At 61.7% G+C, this 19,558-nt stretch carries 18 protein-coding genes and 1 pseudogene; 5 read left to right on the forward strand and 14 right to left on the reverse strand.

Features of this window, described 5'->3' with window-relative positions; all coding sequences use genetic code 11:
• Window positions 1-44: 44 nt before the first annotated feature.
• Window positions 45-1,058: a phosphatase PAP2 family protein gene (locus AB4Y77_RS04005; protein ID WP_442013021.1), complete on the forward strand. Its 1,014-nt coding sequence runs from the start codon at window positions 45-47 to the stop codon at window positions 1,056-1,058.
• Window positions 1,059-1,203: 145 nt separating this feature from the next.
• Here AB4Y77_RS04005 and AB4Y77_RS04010 read toward each other — a convergent pair whose 3' ends face one another.
• Complete coding sequence (locus AB4Y77_RS04010) at window positions 1,204-1,392, reverse strand: hypothetical protein (RefSeq protein ID WP_442013022.1); 189 nt, start codon at window positions 1,390-1,392, stop codon at window positions 1,204-1,206.
• A gap of 300 nt (window positions 1,393-1,692) precedes the next feature.
• On the opposite strand from AB4Y77_RS04010, the gene AB4Y77_RS04015 reads away from it, so the two are divergent.
• Window positions 1,693-3,033, forward strand: a complete 1,341-nt coding sequence (locus AB4Y77_RS04015; protein WP_442013023.1) for an acyltransferase family protein — start codon at window positions 1,693-1,695, stop codon at window positions 3,031-3,033.
• Between the two features lie 110 nt (window positions 3,034-3,143).
• The gene (locus AB4Y77_RS04020) at window positions 3,144-4,685 is read left to right on the forward strand and encodes a M28 family peptidase (RefSeq protein WP_442013024.1); all 1,542 of its coding nucleotides are present in this window, start codon (window positions 3,144-3,146) and stop codon (window positions 4,683-4,685) included.
• A 91-nt stretch (window positions 4,686-4,776) separates the two neighbouring features.
• On the opposite strand, the gene AB4Y77_RS04025 is transcribed toward AB4Y77_RS04020, so the two are convergent.
• From AB4Y77_RS04025 to AB4Y77_RS04060, 8 genes are all read right to left on the reverse strand, one after another.
• Window positions 4,777-5,709, reverse strand: coding sequence for a hypothetical protein (locus AB4Y77_RS04025; protein ID WP_442013025.1), 933 nt, complete (start codon window positions 5,707-5,709; stop codon window positions 4,777-4,779).
• A gap of 59 nt (window positions 5,710-5,768) precedes the next feature.
• Window positions 5,769-6,986: an MFS transporter gene (locus AB4Y77_RS04030; protein ID WP_311213769.1), complete on the reverse strand. Its 1,218-nt coding sequence runs from the start codon at window positions 6,984-6,986 to the stop codon at window positions 5,769-5,771.
• Window positions 6,987-7,135: 149 nt separating this feature from the next.
• A complete protein-coding gene (locus AB4Y77_RS04035) occupies window positions 7,136-8,551 on the reverse strand; it encodes a cell wall anchor protein (protein WP_442013026.1) in 1,416 nt (471 codons plus the stop codon).
• A gap of 98 nt (window positions 8,552-8,649) precedes the next feature.
• Window positions 8,650-9,846 (reverse strand): hypothetical protein, encoded by a 1,197-nt coding sequence (locus tag AB4Y77_RS04040; RefSeq protein WP_442013027.1) that lies wholly within the window; start codon window positions 9,844-9,846, stop codon window positions 8,650-8,652.
• Between the two features lie 113 nt (window positions 9,847-9,959).
• On the reverse strand, window positions 9,960-10,832 hold the full coding sequence (locus AB4Y77_RS04045; protein WP_442013028.1) for an MBL fold metallo-hydrolase: 873 nt from the start codon (window positions 10,830-10,832) through the stop codon (window positions 9,960-9,962).
• A gap of 116 nt (window positions 10,833-10,948) precedes the next feature.
• Window positions 10,949-13,156 carry a S8 family serine peptidase gene (locus AB4Y77_RS04050; protein ID WP_442013029.1) on the reverse strand — a complete coding sequence of 736 codons (2,208 nt, stop codon included), beginning with the start codon at window positions 13,154-13,156 and terminating at the stop codon, window positions 10,949-10,951.
• A gap of 190 nt (window positions 13,157-13,346) precedes the next feature.
• Window positions 13,347-13,712 carry a cupin domain-containing protein gene (locus AB4Y77_RS04055; protein ID WP_311213774.1) on the reverse strand — a complete coding sequence of 122 codons (366 nt, stop codon included), beginning with the start codon at window positions 13,710-13,712 and terminating at the stop codon, window positions 13,347-13,349.
• Between the two features lie 47 nt (window positions 13,713-13,759).
• Window positions 13,760-14,230, reverse strand: coding sequence for a DUF2000 family protein (locus tag AB4Y77_RS04060; RefSeq protein WP_442013030.1), 471 nt, complete (start codon window positions 14,228-14,230; stop codon window positions 13,760-13,762).
• Window positions 14,231-14,268: 38 nt separating this feature from the next.
• Between AB4Y77_RS04060 and AB4Y77_RS04065 the strand changes: the two genes are divergently transcribed.
• Entirely contained in the window at window positions 14,269-15,045 is a 777-nt protein-coding gene (locus tag AB4Y77_RS04065; RefSeq protein WP_442013031.1) for an AraC family transcriptional regulator, read from the forward strand.
• A 215-nt stretch (window positions 15,046-15,260) separates the two neighbouring features.
• On the opposite strand, the gene AB4Y77_RS04070 is transcribed toward AB4Y77_RS04065, so the two are convergent.
• Both AB4Y77_RS04070 and AB4Y77_RS04075 read right to left on the reverse strand, forming a co-directional pair.
• Window positions 15,261-15,563, reverse strand: coding sequence for a winged helix-turn-helix transcriptional regulator (locus tag AB4Y77_RS04070; protein ID WP_442013032.1), 303 nt, complete (start codon window positions 15,561-15,563; stop codon window positions 15,261-15,263).
• Complete coding sequence (locus AB4Y77_RS04075) at window positions 15,560-15,964, reverse strand: VOC family protein (RefSeq protein WP_442013060.1); 405 nt, start codon at window positions 15,962-15,964, stop codon at window positions 15,560-15,562. Before AB4Y77_RS04075 ends, AB4Y77_RS04070 begins: the two co-directional genes overlap by 4 nt.
• A 181-nt stretch (window positions 15,965-16,145) precedes the next feature.
• Between AB4Y77_RS04075 and AB4Y77_RS04080 the strand changes: the two genes are divergently transcribed.
• Window positions 16,146-16,505: a helix-turn-helix transcriptional regulator gene (locus AB4Y77_RS04080; RefSeq protein WP_442013033.1), complete on the forward strand. Its 360-nt coding sequence runs from the start codon at window positions 16,146-16,148 to the stop codon at window positions 16,503-16,505.
• 418 nt (window positions 16,506-16,923) lie between these two features.
• Here the strand turns inward: AB4Y77_RS04080 and manA are convergent, their stop codons facing one another.
• From manA to manB, 3 genes and pseudogenes are all read right to left on the reverse strand, one after another.
• A complete protein-coding gene (gene manA / locus AB4Y77_RS04085; protein WP_442013034.1) occupies window positions 16,924-18,174 on the reverse strand; it encodes a mannose-6-phosphate isomerase, class I in 1,251 nt (416 codons plus the stop codon).
• Between the two features lie 212 nt (window positions 18,175-18,386).
• Window positions 18,387-19,250: a hypothetical protein gene (locus tag AB4Y77_RS04090; RefSeq protein WP_442013035.1), complete on the reverse strand. Its 864-nt coding sequence runs from the start codon at window positions 19,248-19,250 to the stop codon at window positions 18,387-18,389.
• 158 nt (window positions 19,251-19,408) lie between these two features.
• A pseudogene (gene manB / locus AB4Y77_RS04095) lies at window positions 19,409-19,558 on the reverse strand (phosphomannomutase/phosphoglucomutase); the annotation flags it as partial.

Below are 19,558 nucleotides of genomic sequence, written 5' to 3' on the forward strand. Positions count from 1 at the left end.
CTTCCCTAACACGTGTTAGGAAGCCTAAGCCCGCCGCCTAACACGTGTCAACCGTCACAGGAATGTTGCAGGGATCTCACATGGCCCCGCCACGCAAAGGCGGCACTCACACGGGCCTTCCAGAGAACTGTGGCACCCTAGACAGAATGAGTTCCCAGCAATTCCGCACCAGCGGGAGGTCGAGCAAACGGCCGGTTCAGCAGCGCGACGCAGGCATCGGAACAGGATTCCTTTTCATCCTGGCCACCATCGCCAGCGTGGTGGGCCTGGCAGCGACGTACTACTTCTTTGTGCGCACCACCATGGGCCAGTTCATCGACGAGTCAGCGCTTGTTGAAGCCACCGTGCTGGGCGGAACAGCCGGAAGGGCCTCCACCGAATTCCTGGACATGCTGCCCATGATGTCCCTCGCAATCGCCGCCATCATGGTGCTCTTCGTGACCATCGCCCGCAGGCGCTGGAAGGCCGCCGGCATCGCCGTGGCCGCATGCATCGCCGCCAACGTGGCCACGCAGATCCTCAAGTTCCTCATCCCGGACCGCCCCGACCGCGGCGTCCAAACCCTGGAACTGAACTCACTTCCCTCCGGGCACACCACCCTTGCCGCCTCGGCTGCCGCTGCCGTGTTCCTCATGGTGTCTCCGCGCTGGCGCCCCCTGGCCGGGTTCCTCGGCAGCACCTTCGCCGTGGCCACCGGCGTCTCCACGCTCATCAACCAATGGCACCGCCCGGCCGACGTCGTAGCGGCCTTCCTGGTAGTTGGCGCCGTCATGCTCCCCGCGGGTTGGCTCATCCTCCGCACCGGCAGCAGCTGGAACGTCTGGAAGGGCTACGGCGAGCACTGGGCCGCCTCCCGCCTGTGGGTATGGCTCACGGTAACCGCCCTGGTGGTGGCCGGTATCGTTGCGGCCTACTCGCTGCTGCAGGTCATGCCCGGCCTGAGCACCGACAGCACCATCGACTACTTCTGGGCCGGCACGGCCTTCATGGTGATCGCCGGCTACCTGTCCGCCCTTGGCGGCACGTGGCTCTTCGGACTTGCGGCGCGGAAGAACTAAACGCTCTTTACGCTCGACGGCGGCGCACCCTTACGCGCCAATCGCACCACACGCTCGACGGCGGCGCACCCTTTCGCGCCGATCGCACCCGTCGTTACGGGGGCGATCTGCGCTAACCGGTGCGCCGAAGACGGCGACAGGGCTGCTAGTCCGCCGGGTCGACTGAATCGAAGAACCTGGGACCGTCCGCAGCCATGCTCCCACGAACGTGCGCCTGCTCCCGGATGAAGAGTTGGTCATCCGCGGTGAGCAAGGTGCCGCCGTGGATGTCCACAGCCCCGTCCTCCCCGGTTTCATCATTGAAGATTGCCGTCATGGTCCGGGGCACAATCATGCTCCCCGGATTGTCGATGAGCCATTGTTGCGTGTCCGGAGAAAGCTGACTCCAAAATTCCCTGATGTGCATAGTGATCAGCGCTGCCGTTCATTGTTGGGGTGGATTCGCGGGACCTGGATGCGCTGCGCAATTTCTCTGGATATTGGGGCGGGTCCTCCTTCTTCAGGCTACGCCCCGCAAGGTCATTCCCGGCCCGAATGCCAAGACCTTTCTGAACAAGACGTCGACGTGACCCCGTTCAATGCGCTACTGTTAATCCACTCGATGGATAAACAAGGCAACTTCCCAGGAGCACCCATGTCTTCCACCCTCAGACCGGCCTCAAGCAGCAAGGCAGCATCCACCCACGTCCTGGCATCCCGCGATCTCGTGGTCGATTTCATTCGCGTCGCGTGCATGTTTGCCGTGGTGGCCGTCCACCTGCTCATGATGGGCATCAGCGTGGACTCCTCCGGCATCGGGGTGGGGAATCCCTTGACGTCCTTGAGCTGGTTCGCGCAGGGTACGTGGTTCGGCCAGGTCATGCCGCTCTTCTTCGTAGTGGGCGGCTTCGCGTCGCTCACCTCGTGGCGGAGCCTGCAACGCAAAGGCGGAGACGCCGGCGATTACCTCCGGAACCGCGTGCTCCGGCTGGTCCGTCCCACCGTTGCCCTCTATGCCTTCCTCACCATTGCGCTCTGGAGCGCGACGGCGGCAGGCGTCCCGGGCGACCTGCTCACCGTTATCGCTGCGGGCGCCGGAGTTCAATTGTGGTTCCTGGCTGCATACCTGATCTGCCAGGCCATGGTTCCCACCATGGCGAAGCTCCACGGCCTGGCACCGTACCGGACCGTCGCAGCGCTGGCCGCGGGCGCCGTCGTCGTCGATGTTCTTCGCTTGGGCTTGGAGCACAACCCGTGGGGTTTCGACTCGAATCCGATCGGGCTGCTGAACATGGTCTTCGTGTGGGGGTTGCTGCAGCAGTTGGGCTTCTTCTATGCCGATGGCTTCTTCGACCGGTTCGCCCGCTGGAGGCTGCTGCTGGCCGCGGTCGCTTGCTATGCAGCGCTGGTGCCGCTGACGGGTGCCGGGCCCTACCCCGTGGACATGCTGACCAGCCAGAACCCGCCCATGTTCCCCTTGGTCTTGGTGGGCTTGGCGCACGTTCTGCTGGTGAAGGCCGTGTACCCGGTGTTGCAGCGGTGCGTGCAGGTGGGCTGGGTACAGAAGGTGATGTTCGTGGTGGGCAGCCGGGCCATGACCATCTACCTGTGGCACTTGCCGTTGATCATTGCCTTGTTCGGGATCGCACTGGTCCTGCGGCTGCCGTTCCCTGAGCCCGCCAGCACCGAGTGGTGGACGAGCCGTCCACTGTTCTACATTGCAGCGTGGGCGCTGGTGTTGCTTGTCTCCATGCCCCTGGTCCGTTTGGAACTTGCCAGCACTGCGCTGGCTCCCGGGGCTGGCAGGCCCGCGATGTGGCGTATCGCGGCTGGAACCGTCCTGGCGATCATCCCGCCGTTCGTGGTGATGAGGCAGGCCCTTGATGTCACCAATGCGACATGGGGCTTGGTCCTGTTGGTGGCCGCTGTGGCACTTGTTACCGGCAAGGTCCCGGACCGGGCATGGAAGACGCCGCGGCTGGCTGAGCGCACCTAAGCCTGGCCAGCGCAAAAAACAAGCCTTCACCGGCGGACTCCTGCGGGGTAGATTCTGCGCTACCGCACCCGGCCACCCAATTACCGGGTCCCCACAGGGAGATGCATGTGATGCATACAAAGCACAAACCACGCATTGAAAACCGAACCTCTGCCCTCGCGGCAGGAGTGGCAACGTTCGCCATTCTTGCCGTAGCCATAACCCCACCCGCCCTGGCTGCCAAAGGGACGGACACCCAGGCCCTCCGCGACGCAGTCACTGCGGAAGCCATCATCGGCCACCTCGAAGAACTCCAAGCGATCGCCGATGCCAATGGCGGCACGCGATCTGCCGGTACGGCGGGCCATGTGGCCTCGGCGGAATACATCGAGGATCAGCTCGAAGCCGCAGGGTTCGTGACACAACGCCAGTACTTCGACTACCTCAAGTTCAACCTGACGGGTGAAGCCTTTGAACGGCTCACTCCAACCCCAAGGACTTACACCGAAGACGATTTTGGTGCGATGTCCTACTCCGGCTTCGGAAACGTCACCGGAACTGTGACCCCGGTGGATATCAATCTCACAGGCGATCGTGCCTCAACCAGTGGTTGCGAGGCTACCGACTTCACCGGATTCGTTGCCGGAAACATCGCACTCATTCAGCGTGGCACCTGTCCCTTCAACACCAAGGCCGTGAACGCCCAGGCTGCGGGGGCAGCGGGCGTGATCATCTTCAACCAGGGCGACGCCGATGATCGGCTTGGCAGGGTTGATGGCACCCTCGGCGCCCCCACGGCTGATAACCCCGCAGTGACGGTCCCAACGGTTGGCGCAAGCTTTGCCGTGGGCGAGGAATTGGCCGGTCTCCCAGGAGCCACGGTACGCATCGAGGTAGAGGGCGACACCCAGCCGATCGAGACCTTCAACGTCCTTGCCGATACAACGGGACGAGCAGACCGGACGGTTGTAGTGGGGGCCCACTTGGACTCAGTAGCTGAAGGCCCAGGCATCAACGACAACGGGTCCGGTTCTGCCGCCATCCTGGAGACGGCACTGCAGTTCGCGGCTCTCGGAATTTCGCCGGAGAACCGCGTGCGCTTCGCATGGTGGAGCGGTGAGGAAGACGGCCTGGTTGGCTCCGACTACTACATCTCGCAGCTGAGCAAGACTGATCTCAAGAATCATGCCCTCAACCTCAATTTCGACATGGTGGCATCTCCCAACCCGGTCCGGTTCGTCTACGACGGTGATGGCAAGCCGCTGGGAACCGCGGGGCCCAACGGCTCGGCGGTGATCGAGAGAGTCTTCCTGGACTACTTCGCCTCGCAGGGCTTGGCGACGGAGCCCACGGACTTTGATGGCCGCTCCGACTACTTCGGATTCATCGAAAACGGCATTCCGGCCGGAGGCCTTTTCGCCGGCGCCGAAGAGATCAAGACGGCGGAGCAGGCGGCAATCTACGGCGGCACGGCAGGGGTCGCCTATGACCCCTGCTACCACCAAGCCTGCGATGACATCGACAACATCGACGCAGCGGTCCTGGAACAGATGGCCGACGCCATTGCCCACTCCACGCTGGTCTTCGCGGAAACCCAGTCCGCGGTGAACGGCACCGCGAAGGGCGCGGGCAACCTGAAGCTCGAATTCAAGGGCAACCAGGCAGTCCGCTAGGAGTTCCCTCACCTGAATGGCCAACGGCCGCAGGGCAACCCTCAAGGGGGTTGTCCTGCGGCCGTGGGTGTTCATGGGTTTAGGGCAGGGCCTAGGTGTCGGAAGAGGCCGGTGCCGGAGCGGTATCCAGCACGCGTCGTTTCACGTCCTGACGGGTAGTCTCCGCCTGGAAACCAGAAGCAGCGAGTCCTGCCCGCCAGTCGCCGCGACACGTAGCAAGCTCTTCGAAGCACGCCCTGATCAGTTCTTTGGGTGGCGGGATGTGCCCATCACCTGTGTCGGGTCCCCATCGGTCCATCAGCATGAAGAGGTTGTCTGAGTCGCCAACTACATCAACAAATGGCAGCTGGTGTTTCTGGATATGGAACCAGTCCTTGGCGTTCTGGATGAGGGCCACAGTGTGACTGAAACCAGCGGAGTACGCCGGAATCAGGTTATGAGCCACGGTGGCCGGCAATTCGGACATGTCCTTGCCGTCCATCTCCCAGGCGTACTTCATGTAGCGCTCCACCGCACCGGGATAGAAACGGGAAATTGACGTCTGCGGGTTCACCGCGACCGCCAGTGAAGTGGGGAAGAACCTGGATAGAGCAAGGCTGGCGTATCCGCCGGCTGAACTGCCGAAGAACACCAGGTTGTACCCCCCGGTCTCCCTCACAACGCGCCGGATAACGTCTGCCAGTGTTTCTTGAAGGTCCGGCTGCTCCTTCGATCCCGCGTACCAACCCAAATTGAAGTCAGTGGATTTGCGGAGGCTGGGATCTGAGATAAAGATGCGGTTGGCGGGCAGGCCGGCAGTAACTCCCTGCCCCAGGAACCACGGGAGTCGGACGTCTTTCTCGGCCGCTCCGTGGAAGCACACCAAGGTGGTATCGGAGTCGGCGGGTACGTTCAGGATTTCAAGCGGCAAGCCCTGATGCTGGATCTCGATCAGCCCTGCAGGAACCTCGTCAGCGGACAGGAAGGTGTGAAGGTCCGTGAACCTGGATGGCGTCGGGGTTTCGGCAGCTGGGTTTTCTGGCACCACGGTAGTCTAGCCGCGGCGGCCCGACAGCCCAGAATCCCGAACATTGTTGGCACCCCTCAGTAATTCCGCCGGTGCTTTAATCTGGGAATCGCGACGGCGAACACCACTGCCGCCGCGAAGCCCAGTACGCCCGTGGCCCAGACCCCTGCGGACAGTGAGATGGCGGCCGTCAGCCCGGAGAGCAGCACCGGTCCCCCGGTTGCGCCCGAGTCAGCGATGAAACGCCAGATGCCCAGGAAGTGGCTCCGGCCGTTGTCCGGCGAGAAGTCGGCACCCAGCGTCATAATGAGTCCTGAACTGATGCCGTTGCCGAACCCGATCAACAGCGCAACCAGGAGCAACGGCACAAAACCGGCAGTGAACGGAATCAGGATCAAAGCCGAGCCCATGATCACCGTGGACGGGATGGCCACCCACTGCCGGCCCTTCCTGTCCATGAGTTTTCCGGCAGGGTAGAACACCAGCATGTCGATTGCGCCGGACAGGCCAAACAACAGCGAGGCATGCGTGGCGTCGAGTCCCAGGTGATCCGCCCACAACGGGATGACCACCTGACGCGAGGCACGCAAAGCGCTCAACAACAGAATCCCGAAACCTACGGTCAGGAACACGCCCGCATGGGAAGCCGCGACGCTCCGCAGCGTGGACGCCGGAGGGCGAGTTCCGCCGTCGGACGCATCCGGAGCCACCAGATCCGGGATGGTCAACGACAAAGCCGCGGCCGCCATCATGCCCGCAAAGCCCACCCAGTACGCGCCGCTGATGCCCGCAAACTGCATGACACCGGCCCCAAGGAACGGCCCGATGAAGATACCGATCCTGGTCACGCCGCCCAGTGTGGACAGTGCCCGTGCGCGATAGAGAACCGGGACTGCTTCTGTGAGGAACTTCTGCCGGGCAAGGTTGAAGACGCTGGCTGACATGCCCACCAACGTCATCGAAGCCGCAAGCAACCAGAGCCCGTGCTCCATTTGCGGTGCGAACGCTGCCGCACCCAGCGCGATTGCGCCCAAGGCGCCGGCCCCGACGATCGACCATCGTTCGCCGAACTTCTCCGTGATGATCGACGCCGGAATGTTGAAGATCCAGGATCCCAGCCCGATCAGCGTTACGATCAGCGCGGAAACTGCCACGGACGCTCCGAGATCACGCGCCGAGAGCGCGATGACCGGAAGAACCGCCCCTTCACCGATACAGAACAGCAGAGCAGGGCCGAAGGCCGGCAAAGCTACGCTGCGAAGGCTGAACGCTTGATTCGTCTGGGTCTTGGTCATCCCTTTCATCCTAGGACTGCGGTAGCTGCCGTCGGGGCCACCATTACGTTGTGCAATGCGCACCCGCGCACTAGTGCGGTCCGCAGTTGTTGCGGCTCCGGTATCCGGAGCCGCAACAAGTACACGCGAAGCGGGATTGCTTGCGCGGATTACCGACGGTTGGCTGCTGCCTTCCGGCGGCTACCCGCGGCCAAGAGCATACCCATCAAAAGCATGGCTCCTGCCCAGAGAATGAAGCTGCCGTTCAGCCCCGTGTTGGCCAGCGCGCTTGAGCTCCCGACGGCGGTGGAGGCTGCCGAGGTCATCGCACCCTTAGTAGAACCAAGAGATGCAACGGTGCCGGCTTGGGTGCCGACTCCTGCATTGATGATGTCTGCACTGATGCCAGCAGCGGGGATGTTGCCGCCAGCATCAAGGCCGCCACCAGCGGGTGGGTTGACGGTCGGCGGGTTCACCACGGGAGGGGTGACAACCGGCGGGTTCACCACCGGATGGGTAACAACCGGCGGGTTCACCGTTCCTGTCGAGCCGCTCCCCACACCTACCGAGGTGGACCCTACGGTGACCGGTGCGGTAATCGGAATGATCAGTTGCGTGCCCGAGAGAATACCGCCATTGCCGGAAGTGGTGCTGCCACCTGTCGTGCCGGCAGGGGCAGTGCCCCCGCTGGTACCGGTGTTCGTGGCCGAGGAATCACCCAACACCCCAGCCGAGGTGGCACCCAGGTTCACCGGAGCCGTGATCGGAGCAACAATCTGCGTGCCCGAGGCAACACCATCTGCACCACTGGTGGAAGCACCCGAAGAGGTCCCAGCAGGAGCAGCTGGAGCAGCAGGCACGGAAGAACCGGACGTAGCTGCAGAATCCCCCGCTACACCCACAGCAGTGGCTCCGATGTTAACAGGGACCGATATCGGAGCCACTACCTGAGCGCCGGATGCGATTGACTCTCCCCCCGACGTTGTTGCCTGCGCCGGTGCTTGAGCCGGTGCAGGAGCTGATGCTGCTGGAGCTGATACCGCAGGTGCAGTGGTGGCTGATGAGTCCCCCAAAACACCGGCCGACGTCGAACCTACCGTGATGGGCACCGTCACCGGCGCTACCACCTGGGTTCCCGAGGCGATGCCGCCGGAACCGCTGGTCCCGGCGGCCGGCGTCGAACTTGCTGCCGCTGCTGGTGCGGCAGGTGTGGCTGGGCTCGCCACAGTGGAGCCCCCCAGCAGACCCACTGACGACGAGCCCAGGTTTATGGGCACCGTGACCGGGGCAACTACTTGCGTCCCCGAGCCGATGCTGTTGGAGCCATTGGTGGTGGCGGCAGGCGCATGGCCCGAACCTCCAGCAGTTCCCGGCGCTGACGCCGTAGCTGCTGAATCCCCCAACAGTCCCAGTGAGGTGGCGCTTGTGGAAATCGGCGCTGTTACTGGCGCTATGACCTGCGTCCCCGAAAGGAGTCCGTCCTTGCCGGACGTGGTGTCCGCGGCATTGGCCGCGGTTGCGCTGAGGACAATCATGCCCCCGGCAAAGCATGTGCCGATGAGGCACTTGCATAGGGTCGTGTTCATGGTGATCTTCTCCTGAAGGTTTTGTTCCCAGAGGCGTCCGTTGGCGGATCGCCTGAATTGCCGTCGGCTGCGTCTTGTTGCGCAGCGGGGCTGGGGAACTAGTCAGGAGAGGAGCCGGGATCGAATGAAACCGGCTTCGGATGTTGTTCATCGCTGACCGTCTCCAGGTCAGTGAGGGAATCTGCGGGAATGATCAGAGCACCGTGCAGGAATGCTGCTGCGGGGCTAGGTGGCCCATTCTGAGAGTTACCCGAGCCGGTTCCTGCGAGTCCGGCGGGCACTGATCCAGGGCCGGCAGGAAGGCCTGCGGGATCCGTTGGCTCCTGGGCTGACCCAGCTCCGACGGCGTGTTCTGAGCTTGCGGAACCCAGCACACGGGAGATGGACAGCACCGGCGACGCCATCGTGGCAGTGCCCGAAACAATGGCACGGGTGGCTGGAACGGTTCCAGACGCTGCAGGTACCTTTGCATCACTTTCGGCCGGGTTCGTCCCCTGCTGTGAACTTACGACGCCGGAACTTGGCAGAGTGCCAACGCCCGGTGTTACATCTCCTGCCGGCGCTGCCGGAGGTAAGGATCCGAGACCTCCAGGCACAGTTGGCAGAACCGGAGGAAGAACCGAGCCGACCGGCGGCAAGACGTCATCAACCACGTCAATGATTGGCTGAACTATGGGGTTGGTGGCGTCGGTGACGGGTTCCAGGGCAACAGGTTTCAGGGCCTCATTGACCGGAGGAACAACTGCAGCGACAGTGTGGTCCACGGTTTCCGTCACGGGGACAGCGGCTGCCTCCAGAACGGTTCCGACAGTATCCTCCGGGACAACCCGGTTGACGACCGGCACGGTTCCGACAAAGCCGTCTACCGTTCCTGCGACGTGCTCCACGATCGGCGTCAATTCCGGAACCGGAACGGAAACCGGTTGTGCAGGCAGTACGGATTTTGCCGGTGCGGGCAGGGGCACGTTAGGAACCGGAACGCTGATGGTGGGAGCCGTGGCCTGTGGAACAACAGCTTTTGCGACGGATCCGACGGCGTTCGCGGCCCCTGTGGTCGTCGCACCCACCGTCTTGGTTGACGCGGCGGTTGCGCCGCTGACCGTCCCGGTTGCCGTGGACACGGCAGAGGAGACGCTGGGCGTTACTCCGCCAAGAAGTGAGTGGTTATCCGCAACTCCGGTGTCTGCACTCGCAGCCGTTGCGGAGAGTGCCATCCAGAGTGCCGTTCCGGCTCCAGCGATCATGACGGAGCGGAGAATGTTGGTAGCACGCGGAAAGACGCGTGTCCCCTTCATCTCGACACCCCCAGGTAGTCGCGAACCGAATGGTCGCCTTCATCCTAGGACTGGAGTTGCCCAATAGTCCATGGCTGGGAGTAAACAAGATGATGAATTTGTAAGGAACCTTGTTAGGAAGGGTACGAACCTGTTTTTCCCGGTCCAAAGTCAGGGGTTCCCAACGATGACCGCCCCTGGGCGTTGGTTTCCTGAAGCCTCTTGATGAACCATCGGGACTGTTCAGGGCCATAGGGAAGGACCGGGATTGCCTTGGTTGCGTCTGATGGCATGTCCCTGATGGACTGCGTAGCTTGCCGGACTGCCGTACCCATGGTGTCTGCCATGGTCTTCACGAACTCGTCACTGGCAGGTTTTCCGTGACCGGGAACCAGGAATTCATAGCGGTGGCGGAGGGCCGAGATGTGCCGCAAGGCATCGGCCCACTCTTCAGGGTACGAGTCCTCAAACGACGGGTGGGCGCCCTGCTCCACCAAGTCGCCAACGTAAAGTGTGGTGCTGGTGCCCACCAGGAGGTCGCCGTCGGTGTGCGCACGGCCAAGGTAGAAGAGCGTGGCAGTGATCCCACCGAGGTCCACCAGCACGGGCTGGTCATGGACCACTGCGTTGGGAACAACGATGTCGACGGCGTCACCCTCCCCCGCTGCCATCTCAGGTTCGTTGGTGGCCACCAAGCGCCGCTGGTTGTCGGCGTCTTTCTCAATAGCCGCCGCACAATTGACGTGCGCCCAGAACTCCGTGACGCCGTCGTCCGCAAAAACGGCGTTGCCGAAGTAGTGGTCGTAGTGGGCATGGGTGTTCACAACCACCAGCGGAAGCTGGGTCTTTTCGCGCACTGCTGCGAGAATCTCCCGGCCTTGGCGGGGGCCGCAACCGGTGTCGATGACCATAGCGAGTTCAGAGCCCACTACGAGCCCGGTGTTCAGTAAGGACCCCTCGGTTTCCAGGACGTAGTTGTTGGGACCGAGTTCTAGCCAAGCTGACAATTGATTCTCCGTTTACAGTGCAATCCGGCGATGTTCAGGCCTCTACTCTACCCACGGAAAGCTGGGAGGGAGCGGAACCCGCACCATCGCGGCGCACTGATTTACGGCGAGCTGTCTTAGAGGATGGCCGTCATGATGTTCCAACCGGATCCCACTTGAGTGGCATAGATCCAGCCGCCCGAACCGTTGCCGCCGTAGAGAACCAGGTCACCGTTGCTGGCGCGGCCCAAGAGGTCCACGGTGCCGTCCCCGTTGAAGTCGCCAGGAGATTCGATGGCGGTCATGATGTTCCAGCCTTGACCGATCTGACCGACCGGGAGCCAACCACCGGAACCATTGCCCGGGTAGAGCAGGAGTGCGCCGGAGCTGTTGCGGGCCACGACGTCGGCTTTGCCGTCGCCGTTGAAGTCACCAACGCCCTCAATGGCGGTCATGGCGTTCCAGCCCTGACCGATCTGACGGGCAGGAAGCCAACCACCGGAGCCATTGCCCGGGTACAACCAGAGGACACCCGCGGAGTCACGGGCAATAACATCGGCCTTGTAGTCCCCGTTGAAATCACCGGGAGCTTCAATGGCAGTCATGACGTTCCAGCCGGAGCCGATTTGGCGGGCAGTAAGCCAACCACCGGAACCGTTGCCCGGGTACAGCCACAATCGGCCACTGGAGTCGCGGGCCAGGACGTCGGCATTGCCGTCGCCGTCGAAGTCACCGGGAGCCTCAATAGCGGTCATGCCATTCCAGCCCGAACCAATTTGGCGGGCAGCAAGCCAACCGCGGTAGCCGTCGCCCGCGTACAGCCACAACCGCCCGCTGGAGTCACGGGCCAGGACGTCGCTGCGGGAGTCGCCGTCGAAATCGGTGATTTTTCTCCTGTTGACCGGGGGCTTCCCACCGTACGTGCTGAGTGCCTTGTTGGCATCAATAAGGCCGGCCCCACAACCAGCCGGGCACCCTGCCGGAAGAGGCCTTGAAGTGGCTTTCAATTGCTGCTCCACCTGGGCCGGTGTGAGGCTGCTGCCCTCAGCCGAGATCAGCAACGCTGCCAGCCCAGCCACCTGAGGAGCCGCCATGGAGGTTCCCTGCATCCAGGCGTAGGCAGATCCGGCGCTGGTTGTTTTTCCGAAATTGAAGGTAGAAAGGATCCCGTTCTTGGCGGCCTGGCTCATGTCGCCACCAGGGGCTGTGACGTCCACTGCACTGCCATAGTTTGAGTACTGCGCGCGGCCGCCGGAAGCGTTGCTGGCGGCCACGGTGATGACGTTTTCGCAGTTGGCCGGGCTTGCATCGGCAGCGGGACGGTTGGAGTTTCCTGCCGAAACCACGACGACGGCACCGGCGTTGCGGGCGAAATTAATGGCGTTTTGGTAGGTCGCCGAGCAGGGCTTGATACCGCCGAGGCTGAGGTTGATCACGCGGGCCGGGTTGGGGTTGACCGGCGCTCCGGCAACGGTCCCGCCAGCGGCCCAGATGATGGAATCAGCGATGTCAGAGGTGTATCCGCCGCAGTAGCTCATGGCCCGAACGGGCAGGATCTGTGCATAAGGCGCAACGCCCGTGATGCCCTGTCCGTTGTTGGTAATCGCAGCGACAATCCCGGCGACGTGGGTGCCGTGCCACGACGAATTTTGGGCGGGGCTTCCCACCTCGCATACACCGGCCGGCTCCCAGTCACCTTGGTCAGTGGGGTCCGGATCGCGGCCGTCGCCGTCCCGGGCATCCTCGGCGTAGGAGATCATGTCATAACCAGGCAGGACGTTCCCGTCCAAATCCTCGTGCCGGGTGATTCCGCTGTCCACCACCGCGACAACAACGTTCTCGCCCTGGACGTAGTCCCATGCGCCGGCAGCATTGATGCTGGCAGGACCCTTCAGGTTCCACTGATCCGGGAAGCCGGGGTCAGTGGCATCCGCGGTGGCATGCATGATGTCATCCGGCTCCGCATAGGCAATGGCGGGATCGGTGCGCAGCGTTTTGACGAAAAGCGCGGACTCCGCAGCGGAAAGCGGCTTATCGAGTTTGATGACATGCCCACCCGTTGCATTCTGTCGAGAGGTCTCTGCCAAAGCACCAAGCGTGCTGGCCGCTTGGCCGGCAACATCGCGTACTGCTTTATCGGCGGACTGGACCGTGGCGTCCTTCATCCCCACAATGAACTGATCTGTGGGAGATTCGGGGGTCGGCTCCAGCACCTGCGGCCCCGCGGGAACGATATCCAGGGTGTCTGCTGCGGCCGGCTGGACGGCCAGGCCACCGCCGATCAGGAGAGTAGTGAGCGCAAGACCTGCAGCTCTCAGGGACCGATTTCGGGAGTCTTTAACCATCAGGGGGCATCCTTGGGACGTCGCGACCAACCCTGAGCGGCAGATCGCGGGCAACTGGAGACCACCAGTTGACCCCCAAGGAATTGTAAGCTGACTCCCGGCTTGCTGGTGTACGAACCGCGGTTTGTGACAGCTTCCGCGGAAGCAACCAGTCAAACCGCCAGACCCTCCGGCAGATGGCCTCAGACTTTCAGCCCAGCTCGCGCAGCACGGCAGTCATGTCACCACCAGCGTCACCTGTGTTGACTGTGCCTTTTGGTTCGAAGAGCAGTGCATGGACTTCGTTTTCAGCCTTGGGGCAGTGCTCGGTTCCTTTGGGGACCACGTAAATGTCGTTCGGCCCGAGCTCCACATCGCCGTCGCGCAGTTGAATGGTGAGATTGCCGCTGATGACCATGAATAGTTCGTCGGTATCCGGATGCGTATGCCAAACAAATTCTCCCCGGATCTTCACCACTTTTACGTCGTAGTTGTTGATACTTGTCAGCCGGTGGGGCTGCCAGTGGTCCGAGATCGAGTCGAGGGCGGTATTGATGTTGCTCACTGAATTGGTCATGGTCGATCATCACTTTCCATTGAGGTCATTGCCGGGCGCTGCACGTTTCACCCATGCATTCGTGCGCCCTTGACGATCCGGTCAACAACGTTCTTGGGTCCGCGAAGGGCAATCCCCACCAGATCCAGCTCCCGTGCAGCGACGGCGGCCACCGCTGCGCGATTGGCTTCGTCGTGGCCGGTTGAAAAAAGGTCGCGGGTGTATACGGCGGTAGGAATCTCGCGGGAAATCGCCCGTTCCCGAGCTGCTGCCAGGAGTTCCCGTCCGGCGGTGAGCACCAAAACGGGCTGACGAAGCATAGGAAGGTAACTGTTGCCATCCCGGTCCTGGTAGGGCCCTCCTGTCAGGCCGGGTGCACTGGTGGCAATGGCACTCATAAGGAAGGCCGTCACGTTGAGCTCTTGCCACGGCAGAAGATCGTCGCCAAGGACCACCACTACTTTGGTGTCGAAGCGAAGGGTGGTTGCGGTAGGGGCATCAATGACTGCTGCGGAGTTTTCTTGCATGAACCCCAGCATGGCTGCAGGCAGGAATGCTGGTCTTGTACATTTCTTGCATGGGTAACTCAGTGCATGCATGGCATCCGGCCGTGCCCTACGTGCGCGAGGTACTCCATGCGACGTTTGAGGATCACAGCTACCCGTCCCATACCCATGAGGATTGGACCGTCCTTCTGATCGACAAAGGTGCCGTGACTTACGACCTTGGCCGCACAGAGCATCAGGCAGTTCCCGCGTCAATCACCCTGCTGCCGCCGCATGTCCCGCACGACGGTCGATCCGCCGTCGGGGGTGAATCATTCCGTAAGCGGGTCCTGTATCTGAGCGAGGACTGGCTGCCGGCCAAGGCAACGGGGGCGGCAGTGGCGCAACCACTACTGCTGGATCCACAGACGGTGGCAACCGTGACCGGCATCCACACGGCGCTTACCTCACCGGCGGATGCCATGGAGGCCGAATGCGGCGTCCTGGCTCTCCGGGAATCCGTGCGTTCACACTTGGGAACGCCGTCGTCGCCGGCGCGGGACGCTCCCCTGGTCCGCCAGTTGCGGGAGATGCTGGATGACCGCCTTTTTGAATCCTTCACCATTGCCGAAGCGGCTCAATTACTGGGTACGCACCCGAGCCACTTGGTGCGCGCATTTTCCAAGGCTTACGGCATCGCCCCCTACCGCTACGTCACGGGGCGCCGCGTGGACCGCGCCCGACGCCTGCTTCTCGACGGCCGCCCGGCTTCTGTTGCAGCAGTAGAGGCAGGCTTCCATGATCAGTCGCACCTCACCCGGCATTTCCGGCGCGTTCTGGGTACAACGCCGGGAGCATTCACCGCCTAAGCGCCACAGCTGCGGGTCAATGTCCGGCCGAAGGGGTCGACTAATGGCTGAATCCCGGGGATGGATTGCTGTGCCCATCGCAGCTTCCCTTTTCACACTTAGGGTTGAAGGCGCCCGGGATACCGGATCGCTGCCGGCCGGCTCGTAGACGCACAAAGACGGCTTCATCTCATCGAGAAAGAGATCCCAGGGTTCCTATAACTGTGTCTGGAAGCTCAGGTTTCCGGGGCTCCCCCAGGCCATTGCCCGCCGCCCCAGCGTTCCAGCGCGACGATCGCCTCGCGTAAGGCGAGCCCTTTATCGGTCAGCGCGTAGGCCCGGGTGTTATGTCGGAGTGGCAGTCGGGAGAGTACGCCGGCGGCCTCGAGCTCGCGCAGGCGGGTGGCGAGGATGTTGGTCGGTACTCCGAGGTCGCGCTGCAGATCGCCATACCGCTGTGGCCCGTCGAGCAGCCGCTCCACGATAAGCAATGCCCACCGTGGTCCGACGACGTCGAGGGCCGCGGCAAGGCTGCTCACGCGGTCGGCTGGGCGTCCGGCTTCATCCAAAACGGCGAGTAGTGGTAGCCATCAGGGTCATCGAATTGGCGCTGGTACATGAAGGGGTAGTCGTCGGTGTCACCGATCCGTCCGCCGGCGGCGCCAGCGCGTTCGATGAGTTCGTCCACCGCTTCGCGGCTGCCGAGGTCGAATGAGACCGTGACTTTCGAAGGGGTGTCGGGTCCGCCGACCAGCTCCTCGGCGCCGCCGACGCTGGCGTACATCTCACGACTGCCGAGCATGACGTACTGCTCGGGGGCTATCGCGAAGCATGACACATTGTGATCGGACATCTCGGTATTGAGGGTCCAACCAAGGGCGGTATAGAAGGCTGTCGCGCGCTCGACATTCTCAACTGGGCATGTAATAAATAGGCTCATGCGGCCCATACTTGCAAAATGCAAGTGCCACGTCAAGACTTGACTGCTCTTCTCGACCCAAGCGCGTGTTCACGAGTTCTGACCGGTACATTTCGAGGGTCGTGGCGTAAGTGGGCCCACAGGCGGGCCGCCCGGAATGGGAGGCCTGCCTGTGGTTCGACACCGAGGAACTGCTCGGGAGGTGAGACAACGTCCCGTCCAAACCCAAGGGATGAACTCGTCGCCTTCGCGGGACGCTTCCGTGGCCCGCCAGTTGCGGGAGATGCTGGATGACCGCCTCTTTGAATCCTTCACCATTGCCGAAGCGGCTCAATTACTGGGTGCGCACCCGAGCCACTTGGTGCGCGCTTTCTCCAAGGCTTACGGCATCGCCCCCTACCGCTACGTCACGGGGCGCCGCGTGGACCGCGCCCGGCGCCTGCTTCTCGACGGCCGCCCGGCTTCTGTTGCAGCAGTAGAGGCAGGCTTCCATGATCAGTCGCACCTCACCCGGCATTTCCGGCGCGTTCTGGGTACAACGCCGGGAGCATTCACCGCCTGACCTTCTCCGAGCAAGGCGTCGCGTATGGCTTGTACATCGGTGGCTTGGATCAAGACACCGCGCAGAAGCCGAATTGATCAACACACATCAGGTCGGTCTTGGGAACCCTGATGAGTTGATCTACCCATCGCAACCTTCCTCTCCGCGCTTAGGGTGAGGGTACCCGGAAATAGCGAGGGCACTTTTGGGGATTTGATACGCAACACAGCTTTACGCCGACGAGGCCGCCGTTTACTTTCAGCCACCGCAGTCCACGACGTCAAAGACATTGTCATTTCTGGGCGTGCAAATCGAACCAGCCGACGAGCGAAGGTAAAACGCCGGGAATGGCATCCATTCCTTCGAGAGACTATGTGTACATGTCTGTCTACACTACGAAACCCCGTGACTGTTGGACGCTGTTAGTGAAAATCTGCGCCTATCGCCCTAGTCCCGTAGTCACAGCAAAAGCCACGCTGCTTTCCGGCCTCCCCTGAATCGGACTGACTTGCACGGGCTTTTCGGCACTGGCGATGAATGCAGCAGCGCCGCGCTCCAAACTGAGGTGATCGGTGGCAGATTCTAGAACCACCGAGCCGGAAACGACCAAGACGACGACTGGGCCGTTTTGCGCCAAGGCCACGGGTTCATCGGTTGGGCTCAGTTCGATGCGCTGGAGCTGAAACTCCGCGAACGGAGGACGGTAGAGTTCTTGTCCATGTCCTCTCCCGTCGGCAATCACGCTTGGCACGCCGAGGGATTCGAAACGAACCGTACTCAGCAACTCGGGGACATCCACATGCTTCGGAGTGAGACCCCCGCGCAGCACATTGTCCGAGGAAGCCATAACCTCGACGCCCAAGCCGTGGAGATAGGCATGGATGTTACCGGCCGGAAGATACACAGCTTCACCCGGTTGAAGGGACAGATGGTTAAGGAGCAACGAGATGAGCACCCCTGGATCTCCGGGGAACGCATCATTGATCTCTATCAGCGCAGTGAGTGCTTCCTCGTGTGGTTCACGCAGTGCGCCTCCTCGCAGCATGGCCACGATCTCAAACACGGCGTCCGATGACTTCTTACCGCCCTCGATCAAGCGTGTAAACGCAGCTTTGAGCGCCAAAGATTCGTCGGTGTTGCTCAGGTCCGCGATAACACTGGTCATGATGGGCGGAACACCTTGGGCTGTTGGATCCAAAATGGTGGCAAGGTGTTGAAAGATGCTCTTGGCAATTGGCACAGGTCTGAAGCCACACAGTGCTCGGAAAGGGGTAAGCGCGAAAATCATCTCGGGCTTGTGGTTATCGTCGCGGTAGTTTCGTTCCAAGGAATCGGCTGCTAAACCTGCCGAGTTTTCACGTGCATACCCTTCGCGTGCCTGCTCCAGACTGGGGTGTACTTGCAGCGAGAGGGGCTGATCGGCGGCCAAGATCTTTGTAAGGAACGGCAGCCGGGGACCGAACGCGGCGAGGCTCTCGGCGCCCAGGAAGTGCAGCGGGTTGGATTCAATCAACTCGTCCAAGGGCTGTTTCGCGCCGTTGGAATGGAGTGCCAGGGAAGGTGAATCCGGATGAGCACCGATCCACAGTTCTGCTTCCGGTCCGCCTGGGGCGGGACGACCGAGCAAGTCGGCGATCGCCGTCATTGAACCCCACACATAGGGCCGCGATACGTTCTCAATTTGATACAAGTCTGAAGTTCCTTACGTTGGGCTGGAAAGGGCAGAGACCGGTTCGGCGAGACAGTGCCTTCTCGCATCGTGGAACTAGTGCAAATTCGCTACGAGCCTGAGTTCTTCTTATTTGGCAAGCCGCCGTGTCTTCAACAATGTCCCCGTGGGCAGGTTCCTGACGTGCGCACCGATAGCAGATTTCAAATGCCAAGTCTTGGAACATGAAAATGTCAGTCCAGAAAATAGGTTCGCCAATCAATTTCAGGAGCCGTCATCGACGAAATTAGATTGCGCGTCTCCTCCGCGGGCGGGTGCCTGTGTCCCACACCCCAGTCGGAGCTCAGGACTGTCCGGAGTCGCTTCGTTGTCTTCAGAGATTCGATGAAAGGGGTCATGTGGTTGTCCACGTGCGTGTCGATACTGTTCTGGACATACAAAACGTAGTTCTCTAGCTTGCCTGCGTAGTGCAGCCTTAAGTCCGAACAGATCGCCCGGGCGAAGACTGCGTCGTGCTCTTGTGGAGTTGTAGCCCCGAAGGCCGCACGCGTGTACCTGCGCTGGTTCAAGTAACCAAACTTCGCCAGGTTGGTCTGAGGATTGATTGGAATGGCTAGGGAGTCTGGGAAGAACCTCGAATAGTAGAGGGCGGCGAAACCGCCGGCTGATTGTCCCCAGAAGAGCGTACGCTCGCCGCCAGCGGCACCGATCAGTTTACTGAGAATCGCCGGAAGTATCTCCTGTAGCGGTAGCTCAGCGGTGCCGGAAAACCATGCTGCTCGGACATCGTCGCTCGCGTATAAACCTGGATCCGAAACGAAAATTTTGTTGACGTTATTGTCCGAGGTTAGCTTTCGCCCGTGGAACAGTGGCAGCGGGGTAGCAGCCTTGGAGAGTTCCGGGTGGAATGTCACCACGGTAGTGCGGCCGCCAGTGGGAACGTAAAGCATCTCCAATGGCTGCGGGCCCTCGATCTCGATGATGCCCGCTGTAGGTTCACTACCAAGGAAATCCTCCGCGCTCTTGAACGAGTGAATATCACGCTCGTATCTTTGGAGATTCCGGCGGGAGGGATCGAACGGCGCGGGAGAACTCATGCCTACCAGTTTATGCCGATGCGAGCAGGCCACTTGCCACTCAACTTCCGCGCTACGCACTGTGACAATACAGCCTGGTCAGGAAAAAGGGGCCGGAGTAAGAACACCGACCCCTTCTTCTCGCATGCAAGCGTATGTACGAAGCTAAGGTACTCCCTTTATGCCCGGACCAGTGCGAGGACGCGGTCGCGGATCTTTTCCATGGTGGGCTGGTCCTTGGCTTCGGCGTTCAGGCGGAGGAAGGGTTCGGTGTTGGATGGGCGCAGGTTGAACCACCAGCTGCCGTCCTTGGCCGTGAAGGTGCTGCC

The sequence above is a fragment of the Paenarthrobacter sp. YAF11_1 genome, assembly GCF_052113445.1.
GTDB lineage: Bacteria > Actinomycetota > Actinomycetes > Actinomycetales > Micrococcaceae > Arthrobacter.

Bases quoted from the DNA above. Each gene is read 5' to 3' on its own strand.
- AB4Y77_RS04040 (WP_442013027.1), bottom strand. From the start codon at position 9,846: ATGAAGGGGACACGCGTCTTTCCGCGTGCTACCAACATTCTCCGCTCC.
- AB4Y77_RS04015 (WP_442013023.1), top strand. From the start codon at position 1,693: ATGTCTTCCACCCTCAGACCGGCCTCAAGCAGCAAGGCAGCATCCACC.
- AB4Y77_RS04030 (WP_311213769.1), bottom strand. From the start codon at position 6,986: ATGACCAAGACCCAGACGAATCAAGCGTTCAGCCTTCGCAGCGTAGCT.
- AB4Y77_RS04060 (WP_442013030.1), bottom strand. From the start codon at position 14,230: ATGCTGGGGTTCATGCAAGAAAACTCCGCAGCAGTCATTGATGCCCCT.
- AB4Y77_RS04020 (WP_442013024.1), top strand. From the start codon at position 3,144: ATGCATACAAAGCACAAACCACGCATTGAAAACCGAACCTCTGCCCTC.
- AB4Y77_RS04090 (WP_442013035.1), bottom strand. From the start codon at position 19,250: ATGAGTTCTCCCGCGCCGTTCGATCCCTCCCGCCGGAATCTCCAAAGA.
- AB4Y77_RS04075 (WP_442013060.1), bottom strand. From the start codon at position 15,964: ATGAGCCTATTTATTACATGCCCAGTTGAGAATGTCGAGCGCGCGACA.
- AB4Y77_RS04055 (WP_311213774.1), bottom strand. From the start codon at position 13,712: ATGACCAATTCAGTGAGCAACATCAATACCGCCCTCGACTCGATCTCG.
- AB4Y77_RS04065 (WP_442013031.1), top strand. From the start codon at position 14,269: ATGGGTAACTCAGTGCATGCATGGCATCCGGCCGTGCCCTACGTGCGC.
- AB4Y77_RS04035 (WP_442013026.1), bottom strand. From the start codon at position 8,551: ATGAACACGACCCTATGCAAGTGCCTCATCGGCACATGCTTTGCCGGG.
- AB4Y77_RS04050 (WP_442013029.1), bottom strand. From the start codon at position 13,156: ATGGTTAAAGACTCCCGAAATCGGTCCCTGAGAGCTGCAGGTCTTGCG.
- AB4Y77_RS04010 (WP_442013022.1), bottom strand. From the start codon at position 1,392: ATGATTGTGCCCCGGACCATGACGGCAATCTTCAATGATGAAACCGGG.